Below are 25,199 nucleotides of genomic sequence, written 5' to 3' on the forward strand. Positions count from 1 at the left end.
CTCAAACCTCCCTGCCCAGCCGCTTCCACCTGCGGGCGAAGGCCTCGCGCCCGCCTTCCATCACCCGGCAGACCTCCTCGCGCACGGCCTTTTCCTGCAACGCGCCGCTTTCTGCCACGACGCACTGCCCGTTCTTGAAGTCCATCACGTGCACCAGCTCCGCATCGCCATTGACCACCACGTTGGGGTTGTGGGTGACGACGATGAGCTGCCGGCGCAGCTTGTTCTCGCGGATCTGGCGCACGATGAGGTCGTAGATCAGGTGGTTGTCCAGATCGTCCTCGGGCTGGTCGAGCACGATGGGCTCCTCGCCGAAGGCCAGCAGAAAGGCCAGGAGCGCCGCCGAGCGCTGCCCCTGGGAACCCTCGCTGATGGCGTACCATCCGCCATCGCGCTGGTACTCGATCTTGAGATCGTCTTCCGGGTACCACGTCAGCACGTGGTCGGCGAATTCCGGCTTCTCGGCCTTGCGCTCCAGGTAGTTGCGGAACTTTCCACCCAACGTGCCGGGGCGCTCGATGAGCGCGTTGCGCATGGCCTCCAGCGCTGCGAGCTTGTCTCGATCCGCAGCGGCGGCCACGTCATGGGCCAGACCCGATTGGGCCTGGCCGTCATCGACCTTCAGGATGTCATCGGCAAACCGCTCGTCGGTGGCTTCGATCAGCTCGCGCAGGCTGCGCTCGATGACGAAGGCATCGAAGCCGAACGCCACGACGTTCATGCGCACGTGAGGGTTGTGCGCCAGCTTGTCCTGCAAGAAGGTCTGGCGCTGCCGGGTGATGGCCTGCCTGCGCTCGACGACCAGCGTCTGCTGATCGGCAATCTGCTTCACCAGCACAGCACGGTCGGCCTGCAACTGCCGCAGGGCTTTGGCCTGCGCCTCCAGCTGCTGGCGTTCCTGGGTGAGCCGCGCAAACGCCTGCGGGTCGGCCACGCCCTGCTCTGTCAGCTTGGCCTGCAATTGCTGATAGGCCGCGCGTGCCGCCTCGGCCCGCGCGCGCCACGTGGCCAGCCGCGCGTCGCCCTTCAGTTTGCCGATGTCCCGATCCAGTGTGGCGGCATCCTGCTCCAAGCGCTGGCGTGTCTGCGCGAGCAAGGCATCGGCCTCAGCCCGCCACGCCAGCAGATCCGTCTCGGCCTCGCCGAAGTGCTGCGGCAGCCAGTCGTCGAGCAGCAGGTTTTCCGCGGTTTGGCGCAGCGTGCTCGCTGCCTCGCGCAACTGCGCCAGCGTCTCGTCCACCGCCCGCGCCTGGTGCTGGGCGCGGGCATAGGCCTGCTGCACGGCGGCGTGGTCGCCCTGCGCCAGGGTCTTGAGCTTGTTTTCCAGTTCCTGCAAGCGGCGCTCGACCTCGGGCAGGGCGGCGACCTTGCCGTCGATCTCCCGCAGCCGCGCCCGCTGGGCGAAGAAGGCGCGCTTGGCCTCCTCGAACGCCTGCTTAAGCGGCTCCACCCCGGCCGCCTCGTCGATGATGGTCAAGAGCGCCTGCCGGCCATTGCCCGCCAGCGCGGCGATCTGACCCTGCGAGAACAGGCGGACAGGGAAGCGGCTGGCGTTGACGCTCTGGCTCGTCGAAGGCTGCCACTGACCATCGCGCCATTCCTCGACCGGCGTGCCCTGTCCATTGGCCTGCCAGTTCAGGCGCAGCAACCGGTCCTCGTGCTGCCACTCGACGCGGAGGGCCGTGTCCGCCTTCAAAGCGCCCCTGTCGTCACGCCCCCTGGCCACCGTGGCGAAGGCCTCGAAGCGCTCGCGCGGCTCGCTGTCCCTGGGCAGCGCCCGAATCTCGCCCTCGCGCCGGGTGGCGAGCCGCAGCGCGTGCACCACGGTGGACTTGCCCGTGCCGCGCCCGCCGACGATGGCGTTGAAGTACGGCGAGAGCGTCAGCCGCGCCGGCTGGCCATTGCCCATCACCCGCGCTCGGTCGATCTCGATGCTGCGGATCACGTGCGCCGGGGTCTTGAACGGGTCGAACGCCCCTTCGTCGCTGCGGCGGATCGACACGCCGTTGCCATCCAGCAGCGCCAGCCGCAAGCCCTCCAGCGTCGGCGCGGCCATCTTGACCCAGGTGTAGCGGCTGCCCGGCACCGCCGCTCCCTGAAAGCTGTGGCAGTCGCTGCCCAGCACCCGCGCCAGCGGCCGGGCGAGTTTTTCCACCGCTTGCGGATACGGGTTGGCTACGTCGAGCCACTCCAGGGCGAGCAGCCCTTCGACCTCCAGCGCCTGCCGGACCATGTGGGCCGACAGGGCGCATTGCTGCGTGCCCGGATTGACGCGCAGCAGGCCCTTGTCGGCATCGGCATGCGCCGGAATGGGAATGGCGTCCGCCGCCAGCACCGCCGCGATGACTTCGGCCACCGACCTGCTGGTCTCGCCGTCCGAGTCGCCCTTGGTGCCGCCGTAGCCCGCTGCGCCCAGAAGACTGTCGATGTCGCCGGTCGTGGCAGCCGGATCGAAGATCGCCAGCACATGAACCCCGCCGCTGGCGGAAATCTCCACGCCGGGGAACAGGGTCAGCGGGCGGAAGCCTTCGGGCGGGTTGCCGGCCTCGGCCTGCGCCTGCATGTCGGCATAAGCCGTTTTCAGCTGATCGATCCACGCGCCGCTGTTGTGGTCGGTCACCGCCACGCAGTCGATGCCGGCGCCCATGTAGCGCAGCAGCCATTGCTCGGGCGTGAGCGTCAGGTTTTGCGTATGCCAGGGCGTGTCGCGCGAAGCAGGCGTGTGGGTGTGGAAATCGAACGTCCACCAGCGCGAGCCCGGGTAGTTCCATGGGGTCTCAGTGACGGGTGAAATCATGGCGCCTCCCTCAGAGTTCCAGTTGCATCTGCGTGCCGACCACGCCAGCCTCGTTGGCCGCCTGCTCGATGCCGCTCCAGGCGGTGACGAGCTCGTTGTAGGCGCGGGCGTCCTCCGCCCAGCCCTTGCGTTCGCACAGCGTGTAGAGCCGGTAGGCGAGGGCGCGGATGGGTTCGGCGCGGGCGGGCATGCGGGCGAGCAATGCGCCGGCGGCCGATTCGCCCGATTGGTTCAAGGCGCGGATGAGCTGGTGCAGCGCCTCCCAGATGGGCGTGCGGGTGTCGGTCTCGGGCGACCAGTCGGCGGGGTACTCGGGCCATTTCAACAGGCGCACGCTGCCCTTGGCCGACTCGGCCACGCCGGCGGCCACCAGCGCATCCACCGCCGTGCCTTTGGCGCGGGCGAGCACGTCGGCTTCCCCATACTTGCCCGCGGACCAGCCCTGTTGCTCGAACCAGTGCAGGCAGAACTGGGTGTCGTGGTCGAAGTCGTCCTCGGCGAGAAAGCGGTTGATGAGGGAAAGCGCGGTTTTCACCGTCATCGGCTCACCACTGGCCTCGAGCACCGAGGCGTATTGCGAGAAGATCGCCATGCCCGGGCCGATGATGGCCTGCGAGAGGTCCACCGGCGCCACCCGGCCAAAGCCCCTCTCCCCCGGGGAGAGGGGTTGGGGTGAGGGGCCGGCGCCGATCATGTCGGCGATGGCCTCCGGCAGCGTGGCGTTCAACTCACGCAAGAATTCGCGGCGGCTGGCGGTGGGGGCGTCCGGCGCACGCTTGCGGCAGACCAGCACGATGCTGGAGGCGAGCGCGTTGGTGCCCGCGCCGATCATGCGGTTGCCGAGTTCCGTGCGCATCGGCCAGGTGCCGGTGAGCATGAAGCCTGCGTCGAGCACCGCCTGCAAAAAGGTCTCCCAGCCGGTGCTGCTGGTGCCGGATTCGTCGGTGGTCTCGCTCTGCTTGAAGGCGTAGTAGATCGTCACCGGAAACGCCGGGTGCGCCTGCTCGGCCAGATTCTTCAGCGCCCGGCGCATGCCCTCCAGAAAGAAGGCTTCCGCCGCCTCCTTGCTACCGTGACGGTAAGGGGTGGCGACCAGCTCCTCGGCTTTGGGCACGGCGAGCGTCGCATACAGGCCGGGGAAGATGGGGCGCAACGAGCGGCGCAGCCAGACGTAGAAAAAGTCCGACAGGTCCGCGTAGCCGATGTTGTCGTAGTACGGCGGGTCGGTGGAGACGACCTTGTCGCGGGAGAGCGTTTGGGTTTGAGCGTCAGCACCGTCACCATATCCAGCACACCCGCCACGAAGTGAACGTACCGCGGGCTCAATCCATTCAAAGGCACTAGAAAAGCCACCACCGGAATCGCTAAAGGGATTAGCTTCCCCGAAATCCCAAGCCATAGGAATGGCCTGACGTGCGAACAAATTGCGCAAAGATGCTGTCCTCGCCGAGCCACCAGTAGATGCTTTCGTGCCGGTCGGCCCACTATCCCAAGTGCAAATAGAATTATTGCGGTCCGAAAATCGGCTAATTGCTATTGCCAAATACACCCCCACCGCCTGGGCGTAGGCCAGCGCGCCGGTGCCGCCTTGATCTAGTGTCCTAGTATCGAGTAGGTAGGAGATAGAGGGGTCGCTATCTCCTAACCGCTGTCTTCTGTCTTCTGCGAGCACGCGGAACGCGTGCTCCGCGTCCTGGCGGCAGCGTTCGATGGCATCAATCACCAGATCGGAAAAGGTGGTCAGCGCCACCAACTGGCGGGGGGTGAAGAGGTCGCCGAATGTGTTGAGACCGTAGTTCGGCGTTTTGAAATCGCGCGGATTGGTCGGCAAATCCATGTCCGGCTTCCACTCCGGCTGCGCCTGCCGGGCGATGGCCTCGTGCTCGGGCAGTGGTGGCAGGTAAACCCGCCCGCGCACGCCTTCGGCGACGATGGCTATCAGCCGCGCACCCATACGCCCGGCCTGGCCTTCGGTGCGGATGTATTTGTAGTCGATGGGCGAGTTCGACAGCAGGCAATAAAAGCCGCCGCGCTTACCCGCCGCCGTGCCGTCTTTCGCTCGCGCATAGGCCGCCTTGTCGAACCCCGGCGTGCCCGCCACCCGCACGGTGAAGCGGTAGTAGCCCTCACCCCCGGCCCTCACCCCCAGCCCCTCTCCCAGGGGGAGAGGGGAGATCATGGGCTGCACATAGGCTTCCTTGCCCGCCTTGCTGGACAGCACGAAGGTCGAGGCGAGCGGCACCTCCACATGGGAGAACGCCGGGTTGGGGCTACGCACCGTGCGCGCCCACAGCCAGGCGATGACGGTGAGCTTTTGCCCCACCAGCGGCGCCAGGTCCGGGCGATCCTTCGCGAGCTCGGGCGTGACCTCGACCTGCGGATAGAGCTGGCCGATGCGTTTTTCCGCCTCGGTGCGCATCCATGCGCCGTAGCGGCGCACGTCTTCGGCGAGGCCCCTCGCGCCGGCCCAGTCCTGCGCGAACAGGCCCTCACCCCTAACCCCTCTCCCAGCGGGAGAGGGGGGCAAAGGCCCCACCGGTGCGCGGCCGGCAAAGCGCGGCGGGATTTCGATCATGGCCTTGTTGATGGTCACCGCCACGGGGTTGAGGTCGGAGGCAAAGCTCTCTAGCCCCAGGCGCTGGGCTTCGAGCGGAATCGCGCCGCCGCCGGCAAAGGGATCGTGGAAGGCGGGGAGCTTCTCGGGGTCGAAGAGCTCGGCGGCGCAGGGATGATTTTTGTTGAGCTCGCAGGTCTCGCGCCGCCTACGCCAGATTTCGGCGCGGGCGCGTTCGAGCACGGCTTCGTTGTTGGTGTTTTCCCACTGGACGAGCTCCTCGATGAGCTTGAACAGGCGCTCGCGTTCGAGCCGGGCCTTGTCCTTGTTGACGCCGCGCCCAAGCTGGCGCTCGTAGCCGGGGTCGTTGACCATCTGGGCGAAGATCACCGCCCGCGCCGCCGCCAGGGGCCGCCTCGCCCACCACAGGTGCAGGGTGGAGGGGTGGCCGTGGCGGATGGACTTTTCGCGGGCGCTGGCTGCGTTGATGGCGTCCAGGGGGAGTGCCACTTCAATGAGTTTTTTCGGGGCTTTGATCGGGGTCATGAAAGTGGTCCCAGCAGGCGGGCCAAAGCGGTGTTGGCGCGCGCGGCATCGGCGGCGGCCAAGCGCCCCAGCACGCCGCGGATCAGCCGGGCATCCAGGGTGAACAGCTTGCAGCGCACCACCGAAGGCGCGGGCAGGCCGGCGGCGGCCAGGTCTTCAATCGGGTAATCGAGCGGCCACGGCGGATTCTTGGCCGAGGTGATCATGGCCAGCACCACGTGAGCGGCCGGAGAGTTGAAGGCGGTCGCGTCGGAGAGCACCAGCGCGGGGCGGTTCTTGCTGGCGGCGCGGTCGGTGAAGGGGAAGGGCACGCGCACCACCTGGCCGCGTTCATAGGTCACGGTAGGCCTCCTCGTCGGCCGGGCTCGTCCACTCGGACAGGGTGCCCTCGACGGCCTTGAGGTATTCGATGTCGAGCGGTTGCACACGGCGCACGCGGGCGCTGCCGTCGGGTTCGATCTCCCAGGCGATGAGGTCGCCGGGACCGACGTGGAGCGCGGCGCGGATGTCGGCCGGGATGGTGGTCTGGCCCTTGGCGGTGATTTTGGCCACGGCGGTCATGCCGTACCTCCTTTCATGTAAGGAATGGAAGGATATCTTACATCAATGCGGAAATTCAGCGCGCGCGAGCAGTGCATCCAGATCCAGATTGATGCTGGTGACGGCCCAGTCGGGCTCGCTGGTGAAGGGCTGGCGCACGTAGAACGGACCTTCATGCTGCTCGCCGTCGACCAGCACGATGGCCAGGATGAACTTGTCGGACTGGTTGAGGGCGTAGAGGATCTCGTTGCGCGTGACGGTGATCGTGGTTTGCCCCTTGACGCGCCCTTTGACCTCGATGTGGCGGGAAGGCGGTAGCTTGCCGTCCTGCGCGGGGGGCAGGCTGGTGATGTCCCAGCCGCACTTCTCGGCCGAGACGTCGATGACCTCATGCCCGAGGGCGCGTTCGGCATCCATCACGGCGCGCATCGCGATCTGCTCGACGCGGGCCCGTGCGGCGGCGTCCGCGGTCCAGCCCGGCTGCCCCTTGCGCTGCAGCAAGAGGCCCGCCGGGATGACGAGCGCGCCGCCCAGGATCACTGGCGTGGCGGAGACGACGTGGCGCATGGCCGTGAGCTCCTTCTCGCGCGTCTCGCGGCGGGCGGTGAGCTCATCGATGGTGCGGCGGACGTTCGTAAGCTGAAGGCGAACGTCCTTGCCGGCGGCGATGTCCTCCTGCAGCTTGATGTAGCGGTCGGACCAGAAGTTGATCTCCTTGACCAGGCGCTCGTGCACGGCGGCGAGCGTCTTGCCGACGGTCTTTTCGCGGCGGGCGCGCACATCAATGAAGTGTTCGGGCACCAGGTGGGTGGAGGCGTGGGCGAGCGCCACCTGCTCGAGATTCGCCCTCACCCCCTGCCCCTCTCCCAAGGGGAGAGGGGTGTTTAGCCAGGGGGCGGCCAGCACGTCCTCGATCAGCGCCCGGTCGGCCGGCTCGAGCGGCTCCAGGTCCAGGTGCGGCGCCCAGCCGGCGTTGATGGCCTTGCCGGAGGCGTCGATCTCGACGAACTGCATGCGGCGCGAGACGATGCGCGCCGGGTCGGCGCCTTCCTTGAGCTTGTTGCGGTGGGCCTCGAGCGTGAGATCCGTCACCGACTGCATCAGCGGGTGGCCGGGGTGGATGAGGCTCGCCATCGGGCTGCCTGCGCGATCCGTCAGGCGCACGAACTGCTTCTCGAAGCAGACGCGCTCGTAGCGGCGCAGCACCGGGTCGGCATGGCGGCGGTCGCGGCCGGTGATTTGCCGGTCGCGCTCGCGGATGATGGCCGGGACGTGGGTGATCTCGTAGCGCCCGGGCTCGCGGGGCTTGAGCTCGCCGCCCAGCTGCTGGAAGGCCTGGGTGAAGAACGAGCGGATGAAGAAGGGCTGGAGCTTGCGGGCTTCGGCCTTCTCCATCTCCTCCTTGACGGCGAAGAGGCGCTTCTCGTCCATCACCTCTTCGCACAAGGCATTGCGCTTCATGATTTCTTCGAGGTGGCGGGTGTCCAGCGCGCCTTCGACTTTCTTCAGCAGGCGGGCGCGGACCTCGGGATCGGCGCCGTAGCGGATGGCCTCGATCAGCAGGTCCTTGAGGCTCTTTTCCTCGAAGACCTCGCCCAGGATGTCGAACACGCGGCCGCCCAGGGCCTGGCGTTCGACTTCCAGCTTCTCGAACAGACGCTGGAAGACGTCGCCCTCGCGCGTCTCAGAAGCCACCATGTTCCACAGGTGGCAGACCTCGGTCTGGCCGATGCGGTGGATGCGGCCGAAGCGCTGTTCCAGGCGGTTGGGGTTCCACGGCAGGTCGTAGTTGACCATCAGGTTGGCGTTCTGCAGGTTCACGCCTTCGCCGGCCGCGTCGGTGGCGACGAGCACGCGCACCGCGGGGTCGTTGCGGAAGAGCTCCTGCACCTTGCGGCGTTCTTCGCGCTTGACGCCGCCATGGATCATGACCACGGCATCGATGCTGCCGATCAGTCCGCGGATCTTGGTGGCCAGGTAGTTGAGCGTGTCGCGGTGCTCGGTGAAGATGATGAGCTTGCGCTGCCGGCCCTGCTCGTCATGCATTTCAGGCCGGCCGTCCATGGCCGGCCCCGCTGCGCGGCGCCCTACGGGCGTGCAGATCGGCAATCCTGCCGATCTGTCGGGCGTGTCCTGCAAGAGACGCGAGAGTTCGTCCCACTTGCGGTCCTGGCCGGAGTGGACGACCTGGCGCGCCTGCTCCTCCAGGGCTTCGAGGATGAGGATCTCGGCCTCGAGCTCCTGAATCGTCTGTGCGGCGGTGGCCTGGTCGACGACGGCCTCCTCGAAGGTCCGTAGTCGTCGGGCGACATGGCGTCGGCCGATTCCCAAATGTCTTCGGGCACGCCGTTGATGCCGGGGCCCGCCAGCGTCTCGGCCAGGGCGCGGCCACGTGCCCCGAGCTTTTCTTCCTCGACGCGGCGCCTGAGCTTGATGCGGCGGCGCTTGAGCGATTGGTAGATGGCCTCGGGGCTGGAGGCGAGCCGGCGCTGCAGCGAGGTCAGCGCGAAGCCGACCGTGCCCTTGCGGCCGCCGTCAGCCAGCTCGTCCGCTTTGTCGAACTGGGTTCTGACGTAGACGGACACGCCGATGCCGACGCCGTTCCAGACACCAGGCATGCCGGGTTCAAGGGATCCACGCAGCCATGAAGGCGATGGCGTTTTACGACCGGAAGCGCCTGCACTCGACGCTGGGTTACGAACCGCGAGAGCGGTTCATGCGGGACGGGCTCGCAGCCCGGAATCGGAAAAAAACAGGTGGCATGAACCCCACCACTTGGAAGACGAAAAACCGCACATGTACATCCCATCCTGGCTGCCGCTACCGGCAATCCCAGGGAGGTGTGGCGTCTTCTATCCAGGAACGCTGTTGTCCCTGCCGGGCTTTGGCGTGTCCGCCAGCCTGCTGTCTCGCCATGTCATGCATACCCTGGTACAGATATCCGCTGCGCTGGTGACCGTCATGGGACCGGGAATGACCGGCTCGGGCTAGACCTAGGTTTCCTGTTCGATGACTGGCAGTATCATCGACCCGCCGCCGCGAGCCGTGACCTAGGGCCGCACGGTGCCCCCACTGAATCCAACTCAGGACATCAAAGCCCATGAATTCCGTTCCAAAACGCATCCTCATCGTCGGCGGCGTGGCCGGTGGCGCCACCTGCGCGGCTCGGGCACGCCGGCTTTGCGAAACCTGCGAGATCGTCGTGTTCGAACGGGGACCGCATGTCTCGTTCGCCAATTGCGGCCTGCCTTATTTCGTCGGCGACGTCATCCCGTCAGAGGCCAATCTGCTGGTGGCGAGTCCCGATCTGTTCGCGCGCCGTTTCAACATCGAGGTGCACACCGAAACCGAGGTCATCGGCCTGGATCGGCATGCCAGACGGATCGAAGTCCGCGATCTCAGAACGGGCGCGGTGCGAACGGAGCCCTATGACGCGCTCGTCCTGGCGACCGGCGCCCAGCCGGTCCGTCCGCCCCTGCCGGGGATCGACCTGCCCGGGATCCATGTGCTGCGCACCATCCCGGACAGCCGCGGGATCAAGGCGGCGGTGGCCCATGCGAAGCGGGTGGTGCTGGTGGGCGGAGGATTCATCGGCCTGGAAATGGCCGAGAACCTGGTCGGTTTGGGACTTGAAGTCACGCTTCTGGAGCTCGCCGACCAGGTGTTGCCGCCGCTCGATCCGGAAATGGCCACGTATGCCGCCGAGAGGCTGAAAACCCATGGGGTCAGCCTGAGACTGGGCGAAGGCGTCGAGGCCTTCGATAAGCACCCGGAGCATGGTTTGAACCTGCGCACCTCGAAGGGTGGAACCATCGCTGCCGATCTGGTCATCCTGGGGATCGGCGTGCGCCCGGAATCGGGGCTCGCGGCCGCAGCCGGCCTGGAGCTGGGCGCCTTCGGCGGCATTCGCGTCGATGAATACATGCGCACCAGCGATGCCGCCATCTGGGCCGTGGGCGACGTGGTCGAAGTGAAAAACCGGGTGACCGGGGAATGGCAACTCGTCCCGCTGGCGGGGCCCGCCAACCGGCAGGGGCGGGTCGCGGCCACCGCCATTCTCCACCATTTCGAATGCAGCGACGGTACGCCGCCTCCCCTGAAGTTCGAGGGCGTGCTCGGAACCGCGGTGTGCGAAGTGTTCGGTCTCACCATCGCCTGTACCGGCGCGAACGAGAAAGTGCTGCGGCGGGCCGGTATGGATTACGACAAGGTCTACCTGCATCCCGGTCATCATGCGAGTTATTTTCCGGGTGCCAAGCCGATCCACATCAAACTGCTGTTCTCCAGAACGGACGGCCGGATCCTGGGCGCCCAGGCGGTCGGCGAGCTCGATGTGGCGCGGCGCATCGATGTCATCGCCACGGCCATGATGCAGGGGGCGACCGTATTCGATTTGGAGGATTTGGAACTTTGCTACGCGCCCCAGTTCGGCGCCGCCAAGGATCCGGTCAACCTGGCCGGCATGATCGCGGCCAATCATCTACGGGGAGATCTGTCGCTCGCCGCTTGGGAGGCATTGACAGAAACCACGGCCCTCCTGGTGGACGTCCGCAGCGAGGCCGAGTTTGCCGCTGACCACATTCCCCATGCCCGGAACCTCCCGCTCGAAACCTTGCGCGACCGGCTCTTCGAATTGCCTCGGGACCGGGAAATCTGGCTGGTCTGCGGCGTGGGACAACGCGCCTACTATGCCTATCGCCTGCTGTATCGGGCGGGTTTCAACGTGAAAGTACTGTCCGGCGGCATGCAAACCTACCGGGCCTGGATGCGCGCCCGTGACTGATCTCGTTTGTCGAGCGGGAGCTAAGCGATGGAAAACGGGGCTGCTGAAGTTCCCGAATGGGCAGAGGCGAACATGTCAATGGAAAAGCCCGGAGTGTCCCTCGCCACCGGGATGGTCCCGACTGTTGGACAGGTCGGCGATCTTCCTCGAGATCGGTGTCACCGGGATAACGTCCCGTCCTTTTTTAGGTTTTGAGAACCCCCGACGCCGCCAAAATCGGCCGAGAGACGTGCCCGGCGCATTGATTTTACGGGTCCGCAAGAGCCAAAGTTTTGGATGGGACGTTACCCCGGATTCCATTGCGCTGGACTCTTTCCTCGAGCCCGAATGGGAAGTCGAGGTCGAATGGCCGCAATCGCCGAACAAAGACCCGCGCCGAGAATCGGCGAACCGACGGGTTTTCGGCCTAAACGGCCATGTGCGCCAGGCTCGTGACTTGGTAAGAGGCTGTTCTTCCAAGGGCAACGAGGCCGGATACCCTGCCGACATGCGCGCAGAATAGCCCAGCGACATGAATGTCCTCATCAGGCCGGTTTTTCGGCAACGACATAGATGACGTTCGCCTCGATCCCGTTCAGGCGGGATTCGGCGATAAAGCGGAGATTGGCTTCCCTCACTCTGGCAAGGCTCTCGGCATCCAGTTGATCGATGGTGCCGCGGTAGCCCGAGCCCAGCAAGGTGATCCACCAGTCCCCGGGCGAAGCGATGGGATGGATTCCGGCTTCTTCCGCAATCTGGTAGGTTTCGATCCCCCCCTCTCTCAGCATCGCCGCCAACGACGCCGGGTCACTGATTCTGTCCCAGGGGTTGAAGGACTTATGGAGCTCGGGCGCCTCGATCCGGATGGCTTTCCAGAACACCGAATTGGCTGGTTCGAAGAAGTTCGGCCCCCAGGTCGTGAGGGCGAGCTTTCCGCCCGGCCGTACCCGCCGCCAGAGTTCCTTGACCGCGCCAGGCATGTCCGGCGCGAAGAAGATGCCGAATACGCACACCACCGCGTCGAAGACCTCGGCCGGGAATGCGAGGGACATCATATCCCCCAGCTGGAATTCGGCCTGGGCGAGGCCGCGCTGCCTGGCCTTGGTCCGCGCAAGTTCCAGGAGGTTTTCCGCCAGATCGACGCCTATCACCCGCCCCTTCGCCCCAACGGCTGCCGCAGCCGGGAGCGCAGAAGCGCCGCTCCCGCAGCAGACGTCGAGCACGGTTTGTCCTGGCCGGAGATTCAGTCTGTCGATGGTCGCCTGCCCGAATCGGTCCCAGAATGTGTTGGCGGGATGGTCGAACAGGTCGGCGGCGGCATTGTACGCAGCGGCAGCGCGCGCCCTGGCCGCTTCCAGGTCCTGCCTATGCATGGTGGCTCCTCTTGTCGGAAGGGAACGCCAACCGGCTTGACCTTCCCAGGTACCGCGAAAAACGGGGTATTGTTGATTTATTCATCGAACTCGGCGTTCTTGGATTTCGACAGGCCGCAGTCTTCCTTCACCGCGCCTTTACGCCGCGACTCCGGCGGTCTGCGCTTTTTCAGCGCTTGCGGATATAGAGATCGGTGATCGTGCCTTCGATCATTTCCGCGGCGAAGGCGAAGGTTTCCGACAAGGTCGGGTGGGCATGGACGGTGAGGCCGATGTCTTCCGCATCGGCGCCCATTTCCATGGCCAGCACGGCTTCGGCGATGAGCTCGCCGGCATGGGGGCCGACGATGCCGGCACCAATCACCCGTTTGGTGGTCTTGTCGCAGAGCAGCTTGGTGGCGCCCTCCTTGCGGCCGATGCCCAGGGCGCGACCGCTCGCGGCCCACGGGAACACGGCTTTTTCGTATTCGATGCCCTGGGCTTTGGCCTGGGCTTCGGTGACACCCATCCAGGCCACTTCCGGATCGGTATAGGCCACCGATGGGATGGTCAATGCCTGGAAGGCGGACGGTTTGCCGGCGATGACTTCGGCGGCGACCTTGGCCTCGTGGGTGGCCTTGTGGGCCAGCATGGGGTTGCCGACGATGTCGCCGATGGCGTAGATATGAGGGACGTTGGTGCGCTGGCGCTCGTCGACGGGGATGAAGCCTTTGGCATCGACGTGGATACCGGCATTTTCCGCCCCGATCAGGGCGCCATTCGGGGCGCGCCCCACCGCGACCAGCACGCGGTCGAACAGGTCGGACTCGGGCGCGCCCTCCCCTTCGAAGAACACCTTGAGGCCGGCGGCTTCGGGTTCGATCCGGCTGACGCGGGTCTTGAGATAGATGTTCTCGTACTGCTTCTTGATGTGCTGGTGCAGCGGGCGCACCAGATCGGCATCGCAGCCCGGGATCAGCTGGTCCATCAGTTCCACCACGGTGATACCGGCACCCAGGGCGTGATACACCGTGGCCATTTCCAGGCCGATGATGCCGCCGCCGACGATCAGGAGGCGCTTGGGGACTTCCTGCAGCGCCAGGGCGTCGGTCGAATCCATCAGGCGCGGATCGTCGTGAGGGAAGTCTGGAATCTTCACCGCCCGGGAGCCCGCGGCGATGATGGCATGGTCGAAGCCGACCGTGACCGGCCCGTCGGTCGTTTCCACCTGCATGCCGTGCTCGCCGGTGAAGCGGCCGGTGCCCTGGACCACGGTCACCTTGCGCTGCTTGGCGAGGGTCTCGAGCCCTCCGGTCAAAGTCTTGACCACCTTGTCCTTGAAGCCGCGGATCTGGTCCAGATCGATCTCGGGCGCGCCGAACCGGAGGCCGAACTCGCCGGCTTCCCGTGCCTCGTGAATGATCTGGGCGACGTGCAGCAAAGCCTTGGAGGGGATGCAGCCCACATTGAGACAGACGCCCCCCAGGGTCGGGTAGCGTTCGACCAGGACCACCTGCCTGCCCAGATCCGCCGCGCGGAAAGCCGCGGTGTAGCCGCCAGGCCCACCGCCCAGCACCAGGACATCGGCGTGTATCGTCTTGGGTTCAGCCATCGGGGATATCCTTCCTCGGTTGGTTAGAGCAGGACCCGCCGCATGTCGGCGAGCAGGCTGCTGACATGGGTGACGAAGCGGACGCCGTCGGCGCCGTCGATCACCCGGTGATCGTAGGACAGCGACAAGGGCAGCATCAGCCGCGGGACGAACTGGCCGTCTTGGAATACCGGTCGCAACTGCGCCTTGGAGACACCCAGGATGGCGACCTCGGGGGCGTTGATGATCGGGGTGAAGGCGATACCGCCGATGCCTCCCAGGCTGGAGACGGTGAAGGTGCCGCCCTGCAGATCGGCGGTGCGCAGCTTCTTGCCGCGGGCTTTGTCGCCGATGGCGGCGAGTTCGGCGGCGATGTCCCAGATACCTTTGGTGTCGGCGTCGCGGATCACCGGCACCACCAGGCCATCTGGCGTGTCCACCGCAAAACCCACGTGGTAGTAGCGCTTCAGGATCAGCTCCTCGCCATTGGGAGCGACTGACGCGTTGAAGCGCGGGAAGTCCTTCAGCGCAGCGACCGCAGCCTTGATGATGAATGGCAGGAGGGTCAGTTTGACGCCGCGCTTGGCGGATTCGGCCTTGAGCGCATTTCGGAAGGCTTCCAGCTCGGTGATGTCGGCCTCGTCATGCTGGGTGACGTGGGGGACGGTGAGCCAGGTGCGGTGGAGGTTGGCGGAAGAGAGCTTCTGGATTCGCGACAGCGGCTGGCGTTCGATCGGGCCGAACTGGGCGAAATCGATCTCTGGCATCGCCGGCGCGGCGAAACCGCCGCCGCCCGTTCGTTCTGCTGTCGCGACGGCTTGTTTCACGAAAGACTGGACGTCCGTTTTCAGGATGCGGCCTTTCGGGCCGGTGCCGCGGACTTTCGCCACGTCCACGCCGAGTTCGCGGGCGAAGCGACGTACGGCGGGGCTGGCGTGGGCCGGTCCCGAGCCTTCCTCGGCGACCGGCATCGGCGCAGGAGGTGTGGGCGCCGACGCAGGGACTGCCTGGGTGTCGCCCGCAGCCGGGGCGGCTGCGGCCGGTGGCGGGGAAACAGGCTCGGCCGGCGCCGGTTCTACCGGGGCGGAAGCCGCCCCAGAGGCGTCCGTGCCCTCGTCCTCCCGCAGCTGCAGAATGGGCGTCCCCATGCTGACTTTGCTGCCGACCCGCACATGCAGTTCGGTGACGGTGCCGGAATAGGGCGAAGGAATCTCCATCGCCGCCTTGTCGCTCTCCAGGGTGATCAGCGAGTCGTTCGCCGCGACCTTGTCGCCAGGCTTGACCAGTACCTCGATGATCTCGACGTCCTTGAAGTCGCCGATATCGGGGACGACGACGGTTTGTTCTTGGGCCATGTTGTTCTTGTCCTCCTCAGCACCCGATGGGGTTGGCCTTGTCCGGATCGATGTTCCAGCGGGTCATCGCCTCGGACACCTTGGTTTTCTCGATGCCGCCTTCATCGGCCAGTGACTTCAAGGCCGCGAACGCGATGTAGTGGCTGTCCACCTCGAAGAACCGGCGCAGCGCCGACCGACGGTCGCTGCGGCCGAAGCCGTCCGTACCCAGCACGGTGTAGCGTCGGGGTACGAACTCCCGGATCAGGTCCGGATAGGCCTTGACGTAGTCCGTGGCGGCGACGACGGGGCCGGCGGTGGGGGCCAGGCATCGTTCAACGTAGCTGGTCTTCCGCGGCTGTTCCGGATGCAGCAGGTTCCAGCGCGAAACCTCGAGGCCATCGCGGCGCAACTGGTTGAAGCTGGTGGCGCTCCAGATGCCGGCCTTGATGCCGTAATCGGCTTCCAGCAACTCCGCGGCCTTGATGACTTCGCGCAGAATGGTCCCGCTGCCGAGGAGCTGCACTGCCTCGTCCTTGCCGGCATCACGGAACTTGTACAAACCTTTGATGATGCCTTCCTCAGCCCCTTCCGGCAGGGCCGGATGGGTGTAGTTCTCGTTCATCACCGTGATGTAGTAGAAGACGTTTTCGCCTTCCTGATACATCCGGCGCAGACCGTCGTGGACGATGATCGCCAGCTCGTAGGCGAAGGTCGGATCATAGGTGATGCAGTTGGGGATGGCGCCCATGATCAGGTGGCTGTGGCCGTCCTGGTGCTGCAGACCTTCGCCGGCCAGCGTGGTCCGTCCGGCGGTGCCGCCCATGAGGAAGCCGCGTGCCTGCATGTCGCCCGCCGCCCACATCAGGTCACCGACGCGCTGGAAGCCGAACATCGAATAGTAGATGTAGAACGGGATCATCTGCACATTGTGGTTGCTGAACGCCGTACCGGCGGCGATCCAGTCGCACATCGCGCCGGCTTCGCAGATGCCTTCCTCCAGGATCTGGCCGGATTTGTCCTCCCGGTAGAACATCACGGTGTCGGCGTCCTGCGGTTCGTAGAGCTGGCCGACGGAGGAATAGATGCCGTATTGCCGGAACAGGCCCTCCATGCCGAAGGTGCGGGCCTCGTCAGGCACGATCGGCACCACGTAGCGGCCCAGCGCCTTGTCCCGCAGCAGGGACGACAGCAGGCGGACGAACACCATGGTGGTGGACATTTCTCGGTCCTCCGAGCTTTTCAGCATCGTCTCGAAGATGCTCAGCTCGGGTATCTGGAGGTGGGGTGCCTCCTTCCGCCGTTGCGGCAGGTAACCGCCCAAGGCCTTGCGGCGCTCCTGCAGATAGATCATCTCGGGGCTGTCTTCGGCCGGTTTATAGTACGGCGCCTCATGCACCTTGTCGTCCGGGATCGGAATGTTGAAACGGTCGCGGAAGGCCTTGAGCGCCTCGGCGTCCAGCTTCTTCTGCTGATGGGCGATCATCTGGCCTTCACCGGCCCGGCCCATGCCATAGCCCTTGATGGTCTTGGCCAGGATCACCGTCGGCTGTCCCTTGTGCGCCACCGCGGCCGCGTAGGCGGCATACACCTTGTGCGGGTCGTGACCGCCCCGGTTCAGATGCCAGATGTCCTCGTCGGACATGTTGGCGACCATTTCCAGCAGTTCGGGATACTTGCCGAAGAAATGCTTGCGGACATAGGCGCCGTCTTTGGCCTTGTACGTCTGGTACTCGCCGTCCACCACCTCTTCCATCCGCTGCCGCAGGAGACCCTTGGTATCGCGCGCCAGCAGCGCATCCCAGTGGGAGCCCCAGATCACTTTGATGACGTTCCAGCCGGCGCCGCGGAATTCGGCCTCCAGGTCTTGGATGATCTTGCCGTCGCCGCGCACCGGTCCGTCCAGGCGCTGCAGGTTGCAGTTGACCACGAAGATCAGGTTGTCCAGTTTTTCCCGGCCGGCAAGGCCGATGGCGCCCATCGATTCCGGCTCATCCATCTCGCCGTCCCCGCAGAAGCACCAGACCTTGCGGCCTTCGGTATTCAGGAGGATCTTGCGGTCGGCCAGGTATTTCATGAACCGCGCCTGGTAAATCGCCATGAGCGGGCCGAGGCCCATGGAGACGGTCGGGAACTGCCAGAAATCCGGCATCAGCCAGGGGTGCGGATAGGATGACAGCCCCCCGCCGCCCACTTCGGCGCGGAACCGGTCCAGATGCTCCTCGGTCAGCCGTCCTTCCAGAAATGCCCTGGCATAGATGCCGGGCGCCGAATGGCCCTGGAAAAACACCAGGTCGCCGCCATGGTCCCGGTCGGGAGCGTGGAAGAAATGGTTGAAACCGACGTCGTAGAGCGTGGCCGAGGAAGCGAAGCTGGAAATGTGTCCGCCGTACTCGGTGGATTTCTGGTTTGCCCGCACCACCATCGCCATGGCGTTCCAACGCAGATAGCAGCGGATACGGTGCTCGATGCCGGCGTCACCGGGACTGCGAGCCTCCGCATGAGGCGGAATGGTGTTGATGTACGCCGTGTTGGCCTTGTAAGGCAGATTCGCGCCGGAGCGGCGCGCCTTGTCGACGAGCTTTTCGATCAGGAAATGCGCGCGCTCGACGCCTTCTGTTTCGATGACGGCCGCAAGCGCGTCCAGCCACTCCCTGGTTTCCTCCGGATCGGTATCCGTGTTGGCCGCGGACTGGGAGTTGAGGGAGGGATTGCTTGCGATCATGGCGGTACTCGGCCCTTCGGTTGATTAAAGCGTTAACCGAATATGATGCCGCCGTTCTAACCCTAGGACAATGGGATCGTGTAGAACGGACGACTCAGGCGTCGTCGCAGTGCGGCCGCCGTTTCCGCGGAGCGTGAAAAAGGCTGCACAGTTCACGGGCCGCACGTGCGACATCCGCGGCACCGAACACGGCCTCGACGGCCGCCACCAGGTCCGCTCCGGCACCGATGACCTGACCGGCGTTGGTGGTATCTATGCCGCCGATGGCTACGATGGGGATCTGCAGACGGGCTCCCGCCTCCCGCAGCGTTTCCAGCCGTGCGCGCGACGCGCAGGGTTTGGTGGCGGACGGGAAAAGCGCGCCGAAGGCCACATAATTCGCGCCCTCGGCTTCCGCTCGGAGTGCCCTTTCCAGCGAGTCGTAACAGGAAATGCCGACGATCGCCCGGTCGCCGAGGACGTGACGTGCGGCGGCCACCGAACCGTCGTTCTTGCCCAGATGGACCCCGTCCGCGCCGATCTCCGCTGCCAGCCGGGGGCTGTCGTTGACGATCAGGGGGATCCCGGCGGTGCGACAGAGTTCCTGCAGCCGGATTCCGTCGGTCAGGCGATTGCTCGCCGGTCCCGACTTGGGTCGGTATTGCACCACCGCGGCGCCTCCGAGGATGGCGGACTCCGCGGCGGCAAGCAGCGCATCGCCCTGCAGCCGGTCGGGGGTGATCGCATAAAGGCCTTTCGAGGGAAAGGGCAGGTACATCGAGTTTTTCATTCGAGTGGGTCGTCAGTGGCGTCCCGGTATTCTCGACCGTTGAAATCCCGTAGGCATCTGCTCGTTGACACGGCATTCATGATAGGCTTTCGAACGTTACCCATCCTTGTGCCGACGACGATCGTGGAAAAACCTTCAATACCGGCGGTAGCGGCGCTGATTTCCTGTCTGACCGCCTGCGGTACGGGGCCGGTGACGCCGGACTCGTCGGTCCAGCCCATGGCGTTTCACAATGCCCGTCTGACTTATGCCTTGATGACCGACGACGAGGAGATCCTGCAGCGGGACTTCCATATGAAAACCCGCCCAACGGGGGTGGAGCGCGCCGTCGCCGGCATCGGCCTGCTGACCGCGAGCGGCATGGAGGCGGTCACCTGGCCGGTATTCGCTGGTTTCCGTGCCTATCTGGAAGCCCATCAGGAACCCAGCACGCCGCAATATCTGCCCGGCGTGCGGCACGAGCCGTAAAACGGCGGTGACAGCCGGTGAGCAGCATGAAAAAAGGCGGAGCGCTCTCGCTCCGCCTTCCCTTGCCGGCGGGCATGGCCGCCGACCAAATGCAACGAGATTACTTCGTCTCGTTGTTGATGGCCGTCATGCGGTTCACGACGTCGGTCAGCTTCTCGATGGCGGCGGCATTGTTGCCGGCTTCGAGTTCCGTCGCGGCTTCCTTGGCGGCTCCCATGGCCTTCTGCAGGGACATGCCCGCACCGGCGCCGGTGATTTCCTTCGCCTTCTGACGGTAGAGCTTTGCACTGGCGATGGCGGCATCCTTCTGGCCGCTCTTGGCCTGTTCCAGCGCCTCCTGGGACGCCTTGAGCGCCTCTTCGGTGGCTTTCTTCACGCCAGCGGCGTCTTCTGCGGCGAAAGCGCCGAAGCTCAGCGAGCCGGCGACCATCAAAGCGGCGAACTTGGACAGGACGTTCTGAGTTTTCATATCGACTGAGTCTCCTCGGGTATCGTAGTTATCGTTGTGTGGAGTCTGGAGCCGAGTGACTGCTGTCGTATCCCTCTGCCCGTCGACCCACCGGTACCAGCCCGGCTACAACGCGGCGCTAACGGAAGTCGACACCTGACGGCCCCGCCTTCCGTAATCGGGTCGTAATACTAACCAAATTCCGCGACCAAGACCACGTTTGGAGCGCGGGTCGTCGCAAAATTCCCCCCGTCCCCCGTCTTGCCTGTCGCAAAGGGGCGCCGCAGGCGCGTTTGTTCCCGTGCTGCAAGCCACGATGTTGTATAGTCGGAAGCTTGCGAACGCTGATGGGCCGACGGCTTCCGCTCTCGGCCGGGCCTTGGGCGAACCCGCCTCGAATTTTTTCAAAACCATCCAGCCGAACCGGCTCGAGCAACCACACCGGATTTTCATGACACCTCGACTTTCCCGCCGAACCGAACGCCTTACCAGTTCCCTCATCCGAGACATCCTGCAGATCACTCAGCGGCCCGGGGTCATCTCTTTCGCCGGCGGCTTGCCGGCGGAAGAGATGATGCCGGAACTGGATTTCGGCGCCTGTGCCGCAGACTCCCGCCAGTACGGTCCCAGTGAAGGCGAGCCGGTGTTGCGGGATTTGATTGCCCGAGGACTCTCGGGCCTCGGGCTTCGCTGTCAGACCGAGCAGGTCCTGGTGACGACGGGCTCCCAGCAGGGTATCGACCTGGTCGGCAAGCTTTTCATCGACGAAGGAACGCCGGTGTTGCTGGAATCGCCGACGTACCTCGCTGCGCTCCAATGTTTCCGGGTCTATGGCGCGGAGTTTCACGGCCTGCCCTTGCAGGTCGGGGGCATCGATCCGGAAGCACTGAAAGCGGCCATCGACCGCCACAGACCCGCTTTCGTGTATCTCATCCCCAGCTTCCAGAACCCGTCGGGATGCTGTTACAGCGATGCGGCACGCCGCGCCGTCGCGGCGGTGCTCGATGAGACCGGTACCCCTTTGGTGGAGGACGACCCCTACCGGGATTTGGTCTATACGTCATGCGACCGGACGCCGGTCTGCGCTTATCTCGAAAGGGCGCCCTGGGTCTATCTGGGCAGCTTTTCCAAAATAACGGCGCCGGGACTGCGCGTCGGCTACCTCGCATCGTCTCCCGGTCTGTTCCCGTGGCTCGTCCGCCTCAAGCAATCGAGCGACCTCCACACCGGCCGCACCGGTCAGGCCTGGCTGGCGCGCTTCCTCTCTTCCGGCGATTTCGGGAAGCATCTGGCGCACATGAACGGCGTCTATGCCGGGCGGCGGGATACGATGCAGGCTGCCCTGGAGCGGCATTTCAGCGGCCTGGCGGAATGGTCGGCACCGGCCGGTGGACTGTTTTTCTGGTTGCGGCTGGTAGGGAACATCGACACTCTGGCTGCACTCAAGGTGGCATTGGGCCGCGATGTGGCATTCATGCCGGGAGAACCGTTCTTCCCGGTCGCGGATCAGCGCTATCCGGCTTTGCGGTTGAACTTCAGTCATGCTACGCCGGAAAAGATCGAGAGGGGCATCGGCCTCCTGTCGGAGGTGCTGAGCGAATGCGCCGCTCCTGCCGCCGGTTGAAGTGCAGTCGACGACTCTGGGCGGTTTGGACCCAGAACGTCGCATGCGCGGTCACCTTGACACACGCGCTATGAGTATCTAACATGGATGGGTTTTTTTGTTGGCGGGCGCGCTCATAACAACTCGATGAATAATCACGCTATCTCCGATCCAGGGGCCGCCGATCTTCGCGATTCCCGCGAGGTTTTCGCCGGTATCCGCCGTCTCGTCGACGGCGAGGCGGCTGCGGTCGATAGCCTGATCTTGCGCGAGCTGCATTCCGATGTGGTACTCATCAATCAGATCGGGCAATACATCGTCGGCAGCGGCGGCAAACGCCTGCGCCCCATGCTCCATCTGCTTTCGGCCAAGGCATTGGGTTATCCGGGCGACCACCATATCACCCTGGCAGCGGTCATCGAGTTCATCCACACCGCGACGCTGCTGCACGATGACGTCGTCGATGAATCCGCGCTGCGCCGGGGGCAGGACTCTGCCAATGCGCTCTGGGGTAATTCCGCGAGCGTGTTGGTAGGGGATTATCTGTACTCGCGTTCATTCGAGCTGATGGTGCGGGTCCAGGATATGCGAGTGATGGACATCCTGTCCCGCACCACCACGGCCATCGCCGAGGGCGAGGTGCTGCAGCTGCTCAATTGCAACAATCCGGCGACCGACGAGGGGCGCTACCTGGACGTCATCTCTCGCAAGACGGCGATATTGTTCAGCGCTGCCGCCCAGCTTGCCGCGGTGCTCGCCGGCTCGTCGCACGCAGTCGAAGAATCCCTGAAAAATTACGGGACATATCTCGGAATCGCCTTCCAGCTCAAGGACGACGTGTTGGACTACAAGGCCGATCCCGAAGAGTGGGGCAAGAACCTCGGTGACGACCTCGCCGAAGGCAAGCCGACACTGCCATTGATCTATGCGCTGTCCCAGTCCTCCGGCGCGGAGGCCGAGCTCTTGCGGCAAGCGATAGAGCACGGCGAGCGGGAACACTTCAAAAAAGTGTACGCAGTGATTGAGTCGACCGACGCAATCTCGTATACTGAGCGGCGTGCCAGGGATGCTGCGAACAAAGCCATTGAGCAGGTTACCCATCTTCCCGAGAGTGGTTACAAGGATGCCTTGATCGCTCTTGCACGGTTCGCGGTCGATCGCGGCTATTGAAAAATCTGTCCAGCCGGATTTCGGGGTGTAGCTCAGCCTGGTAGAGCACTGCTTTCGGGAGGCAGTGGCCGGAGGTTCGAATCCTCTCACCCCGACCAATGAAATCAAACCCTTATCTCGCATTCCCCACCTTCTCGCGTCGGTCGGTGTGCCCAGATTGTGCCGTGTTGCCTTCTAAGGCCTGTACGGCGGCCCGAAGGTTCTCCGGAGCCAAGTGAGCATAGACCCGATCCGTAACGCGAATATCGCTGTGGCGCAGTAGGGCCGACACCTCATGGATCGGTCGACCGGCCTGCACCAGCCAGCTTCCGCAGGTCCGCCGCAGATCGTGCGGATGTACATCCTGTAAACCCGCTTTTTGAACCGCCGCCGCAAAACTCGTCTTAACGCTGGCGATCCGTTGTCCCTCCTTGTCACAGAAGACCCAAGGGCTATCCGGGCAGTATTGCGCCCGAAAACTCGCCCGCCGGATCAGTGCGGCCCGCGCTTCCCCATTCAAGGGCACGCTACCGGCCTTTCCGTTTTTCTGGTGTTGGCCCTCCAGGTAGACCAAGCTCCGATGGAGATCGACCCGGCTCCATTCCAGCTCGAGCATTTCCCCGCGTCTCATGCCGGTGTTGAGCGCCAAGCGGATGAAGTCCAGCAGATGGGGGGCCCGCGCCACTTGCTCGGCGGCATGTAACAACGCCTCGGCTTCCGCTTTGGTCAACCAGCGCGAACGCCCTTCCGGCTCCTTCTGCTTGCGGCCTTCCACTGGATTCGGAACGTCCCATTCCAGTTCGCGCCGCGCCCAATTCAAGGCCGCACTCAACAAGCCGATTTCCCGATTGATCGTGGCGGGCTTGACCCCGTCGCCCTGACGCCGCTTTACATACTCGCGGACATCCAGGCCGGTCAGCGTATCCAACGCCTTTTCCGTGAAAAATGGATACAGGCGCTTCAAGCTGCTCCGGTCACGGTCGATGCTGCGCTTGTTCTCATGCTCGCGCAGGTATTCCAGCATCAGTTCATCGAACGTGTGAGACGGTTTCTCGTCCCACTGTTTTTCCTTGTAGACTTCCAGCTTCCACTTGGCTAACAGCGCTTCGGCTTCCTTGAAGTCGGCTGTGCCAGTACTGCGGCGAGTTCTCGTGCCGCTTGCGTCGGTGTAGCTCGCCCACCAGTACGGTGAGCCTTTCCGTTTTCGTAGACCGTCGCGGTCCGTTCGTTTCGCCATGTGCGTTGACCTCCTCGCACATCGCCCGCGCAAGGCAGATTATGCGCGAGTTCGGTTTGTTGTTCCACGTAGGCCCGGACGGCATGAGAGGGTATCAGGCAGCGCCGACCGACACGGACGGTTGGCAATTCGCCGCGCTCAACCAGCCGCCGCACCGTTCGGATCGAGACGGCCCCCAATTGCCGGGCGGTCTCATCGAAGGACCACAACAGGGTCATGTGACCCCCTCCAGCCGGTCAACGATCAAGGGCCAGAACGACACGATGCGGAATTGGGAGGGTATCCATTCGCCGGTGAGCTTGGACACCCAGCCCCCACCGGGACAACGCCGCGGCTTCAGGCCGGGCGAAGGATAGTGTTCGCGCACATAGGCAGGGCAAAGCCACCACGTCCGCTCATTGCGGGCAGCATGTAGTAAACCACCGCAGCCATGAATCCGGACCCGCTTGGGGAACTCAGCTTTGCCGCCCTTGCTGGCGTACTTGGCGATGTAGGCGACGCCCCGAGCCTTGAGCCGCGCGGTTTGGGTCATGCCATGCTTCCACCAGCCCTGTTTGTCGAACTTGGGCAAGGCGAGGCGTTTGGGCAGGAACACCATCAGGTGATAGTGGAGACAGTGCCCGCCGTACCAAGCACGGCGTTCTTCCTGAACTTCAGACACCCAGACATAGCGGAAACGGACGCCCCGGCGTTCACACCATTGGCGTACCCGTTTCAGGCACTCGGAAACATGACCGGGCTCCCACTCGACCTCATCCCGATAGGTCAGCGTCACAAACCAAGCGGAAATCCGAAAACCGCCTTGCTCCGCTTCTTCCTGGTGGAGCCGGGCGGCAGTCATGACACCGCGTTTCATCCGATTCAGCCGACCCTGTTTAGGGTCGAGCTGCATCCGCGTGTCACTTGTTGAAGAAAGGACAAGCCCCGCAGCGCCTTCGGCGCTGCCAGTTACACCTGGAGGTTGCTCAGCAGGTCCCCGAGCTTCAAACAGAGAGGACGCAACACGTTCCGGGGCTCGGTTGGGCAAATGCAAGTCAGGTTCGGCCCGCGCCCCCTCGACCGCGCACCCGCGCGCGGTCCGCGTCGGCGCACTGCCGGGCCTTTCCGCGAGCACGCTAGACGCAAGGCGGGTTCCGTTCTGCGCTGAAGAAGTTCGACCCGAGGAGGGATCAAGGAATTGACAGCTATTGGACATGACCCACCTGCACACATTGGCAGGTAGGCCGACAGGAAATGAATTTGTCGATCATCGGCACACCTTGTTAGGGTTTGCCGATCACGCTCCCTGGAGCTTGGCGAATTCCCGCAGCGGAGTCGATTGTAT

Annotated in this window: 18 protein-coding genes, 1 tRNA gene and 1 pseudogene; 6 read left to right on the forward strand and 14 right to left on the reverse strand. The window is 64.6% G+C overall.

Features of this window, described 5'->3' with window-relative positions:
- Nucleotide 1: 1 nt before the first annotated feature.
- The 5 genes from H156_RS0108215 to H156_RS15965 are packed head-to-tail and all read right to left on the reverse strand — an operon-like array spanning nucleotide 2 to nucleotide 8,768.
- Entirely contained in the window at nucleotides 2–2,797 is a 2,796-nt protein-coding gene (locus H156_RS0108215) for a TrlF family AAA-like ATPase (RefSeq protein ID WP_017365772.1), read from the reverse strand.
- 10 nt (nucleotides 2,798–2,807) lie between these two features.
- Nucleotides 2,808–5,897, reverse strand: coding sequence for a DUF1156 domain-containing protein (locus H156_RS0108220; RefSeq protein WP_017365771.1), 3,090 nt, complete (start codon nucleotides 5,895–5,897; stop codon nucleotides 2,808–2,810).
- Entirely contained in the window at nucleotides 5,894–6,238 is a 345-nt protein-coding gene (locus H156_RS0108225) for a type II toxin-antitoxin system PemK/MazF family toxin (protein WP_017365770.1), read from the reverse strand. The genes H156_RS0108220 and H156_RS0108225 overlap by 4 nt, the downstream gene beginning before the upstream one ends.
- Nucleotides 6,228–6,458 (reverse strand): AbrB/MazE/SpoVT family DNA-binding domain-containing protein, encoded by a 231-nt coding sequence (locus H156_RS0108230; RefSeq protein WP_010962195.1) that lies wholly within the window; start codon nucleotides 6,456–6,458, stop codon nucleotides 6,228–6,230. The genes H156_RS0108225 and H156_RS0108230 overlap by 11 nt, the downstream gene beginning before the upstream one ends.
- 42 nt (nucleotides 6,459–6,500) lie before the next feature.
- Nucleotides 6,501–8,768, reverse strand: coding sequence for a helicase-related protein (locus H156_RS15965; RefSeq protein WP_238536884.1), 2,268 nt, complete (start codon nucleotides 8,766–8,768; stop codon nucleotides 6,501–6,503).
- A gap of 465 nt (nucleotides 8,769–9,233) precedes the next feature.
- On the opposite strand from H156_RS15965, the gene H156_RS15970 reads away from it, so the two are divergent.
- Both H156_RS15970 and H156_RS0108240 read left to right on the forward strand, forming a co-directional pair.
- Complete coding sequence (locus H156_RS15970) at nucleotides 9,234–9,428, forward strand: hypothetical protein (protein WP_036246269.1); 195 nt, start codon at nucleotides 9,234–9,236, stop codon at nucleotides 9,426–9,428.
- Between the two features lie 109 nt (nucleotides 9,429–9,537).
- Nucleotides 9,538–11,220 (forward strand): FAD-dependent oxidoreductase, encoded by a 1,683-nt coding sequence (locus H156_RS0108240; protein ID WP_017365769.1) that lies wholly within the window; start codon nucleotides 9,538–9,540, stop codon nucleotides 11,218–11,220.
- 524 nt (nucleotides 11,221–11,744) lie between these two features.
- Here the strand turns inward: H156_RS0108240 and H156_RS0108245 are convergent.
- The 5 genes from H156_RS0108245 to thiE form a co-directional block, all read right to left on the reverse strand.
- Nucleotides 11,745–12,572, reverse strand: coding sequence for a class I SAM-dependent methyltransferase (locus H156_RS0108245; protein ID WP_017365768.1), 828 nt, complete (start codon nucleotides 12,570–12,572; stop codon nucleotides 11,745–11,747).
- Nucleotides 12,573–12,741: 169 nt separating this feature from the next.
- Nucleotides 12,742–14,163, reverse strand: a complete 1,422-nt coding sequence (lpdA, locus tag H156_RS0108250; RefSeq protein WP_017365767.1) for a dihydrolipoyl dehydrogenase — start codon at nucleotides 14,161–14,163, stop codon at nucleotides 12,742–12,744.
- 23 nt (nucleotides 14,164–14,186) lie between these two features.
- Complete coding sequence (gene aceF, locus H156_RS0108255; RefSeq protein ID WP_017365766.1) at nucleotides 14,187–15,497, reverse strand: dihydrolipoyllysine-residue acetyltransferase; 1,311 nt, start codon at nucleotides 15,495–15,497, stop codon at nucleotides 14,187–14,189.
- A gap of 16 nt (nucleotides 15,498–15,513) precedes the next feature.
- Nucleotides 15,514–18,201 (reverse strand): pyruvate dehydrogenase (acetyl-transferring), homodimeric type, encoded by a 2,688-nt coding sequence (aceE, locus tag H156_RS0108260; protein ID WP_017365765.1) that lies wholly within the window; start codon nucleotides 18,199–18,201, stop codon nucleotides 15,514–15,516.
- A gap of 94 nt (nucleotides 18,202–18,295) precedes the next feature.
- Nucleotides 18,296–18,970, reverse strand: coding sequence for a thiamine phosphate synthase (gene thiE / locus H156_RS0108265; RefSeq protein WP_017365764.1), 675 nt, complete (start codon nucleotides 18,968–18,970; stop codon nucleotides 18,296–18,298).
- Nucleotides 18,971–19,093: 123 nt separating this feature from the next.
- Here thiE and H156_RS0108270 point away from each other — a divergent pair, with 123 nt between their 5' ends.
- Complete coding sequence (locus H156_RS0108270; protein ID WP_143708569.1) at nucleotides 19,094–19,438, forward strand: hypothetical protein; 345 nt, start codon at nucleotides 19,094–19,096, stop codon at nucleotides 19,436–19,438.
- A gap of 100 nt (nucleotides 19,439–19,538) precedes the next feature.
- Here H156_RS0108270 and H156_RS0108275 read toward each other — a convergent pair whose 3' ends face one another.
- A complete protein-coding gene (locus H156_RS0108275) occupies nucleotides 19,539–19,907 on the reverse strand; it encodes a hypothetical protein (protein WP_010962187.1) in 369 nt (122 codons plus the stop codon).
- Between the two features lie 430 nt (nucleotides 19,908–20,337).
- On the opposite strand from H156_RS0108275, the gene H156_RS0108280 reads away from it, so the two are divergent.
- The 3 genes from H156_RS0108280 to H156_RS0108290 all read left to right on the forward strand — a co-directional run bounded on the left by H156_RS0108280 (nucleotide 20,338) and on the right by H156_RS0108290 (nucleotide 22,757).
- Entirely contained in the window at nucleotides 20,338–21,510 is a 1,173-nt protein-coding gene (locus H156_RS0108280) for an aminotransferase-like domain-containing protein (RefSeq protein WP_036246297.1), read from the forward strand.
- Between the two features lie 126 nt (nucleotides 21,511–21,636).
- Nucleotides 21,637–22,659, forward strand: a complete 1,023-nt coding sequence (locus H156_RS0108285) for a polyprenyl synthetase family protein (protein WP_010962185.1) — start codon at nucleotides 21,637–21,639, stop codon at nucleotides 22,657–22,659.
- A gap of 21 nt (nucleotides 22,660–22,680) precedes the next feature.
- Nucleotides 22,681–22,757: transfer RNA gene (locus H156_RS0108290), tRNA-Pro, on the forward strand.
- A 14-nt stretch (nucleotides 22,758–22,771) separates the two neighbouring features.
- Here the strand turns inward: H156_RS0108290 and H156_RS0108295 are convergent.
- The 3 genes and pseudogenes from H156_RS0108295 to H156_RS15980 form a co-directional block, all read right to left on the reverse strand.
- On the reverse strand, nucleotides 22,772–23,875 hold the full coding sequence (locus H156_RS0108295) for a tyrosine-type recombinase/integrase (RefSeq protein ID WP_017365761.1): 1,104 nt from the start codon (nucleotides 23,873–23,875) through the stop codon (nucleotides 22,772–22,774).
- 68 nt (nucleotides 23,876–23,943) lie between these two features.
- Nucleotides 23,944–24,093: pseudogene (locus H156_RS17780) on the reverse strand (helix-turn-helix domain-containing protein); the annotation flags it as partial.
- Nucleotides 24,090–24,716: a rolling circle replication-associated protein gene (locus tag H156_RS15980; protein ID WP_154656697.1), complete on the reverse strand. Its 627-nt coding sequence runs from the start codon at nucleotides 24,714–24,716 to the stop codon at nucleotides 24,090–24,092. The pseudogene H156_RS17780 and the gene H156_RS15980, both read right to left, overlap by 4 nt.
- Nucleotides 24,717–25,199: the final 483 nt, after the last annotated feature.

It is taken from the genome of Methylococcus capsulatus str. Texas = ATCC 19069 (assembly GCF_000424685.1).
Taxonomy (GTDB): domain Bacteria; phylum Pseudomonadota; class Gammaproteobacteria; order Methylococcales; family Methylococcaceae; genus Methylococcus; species Methylococcus capsulatus.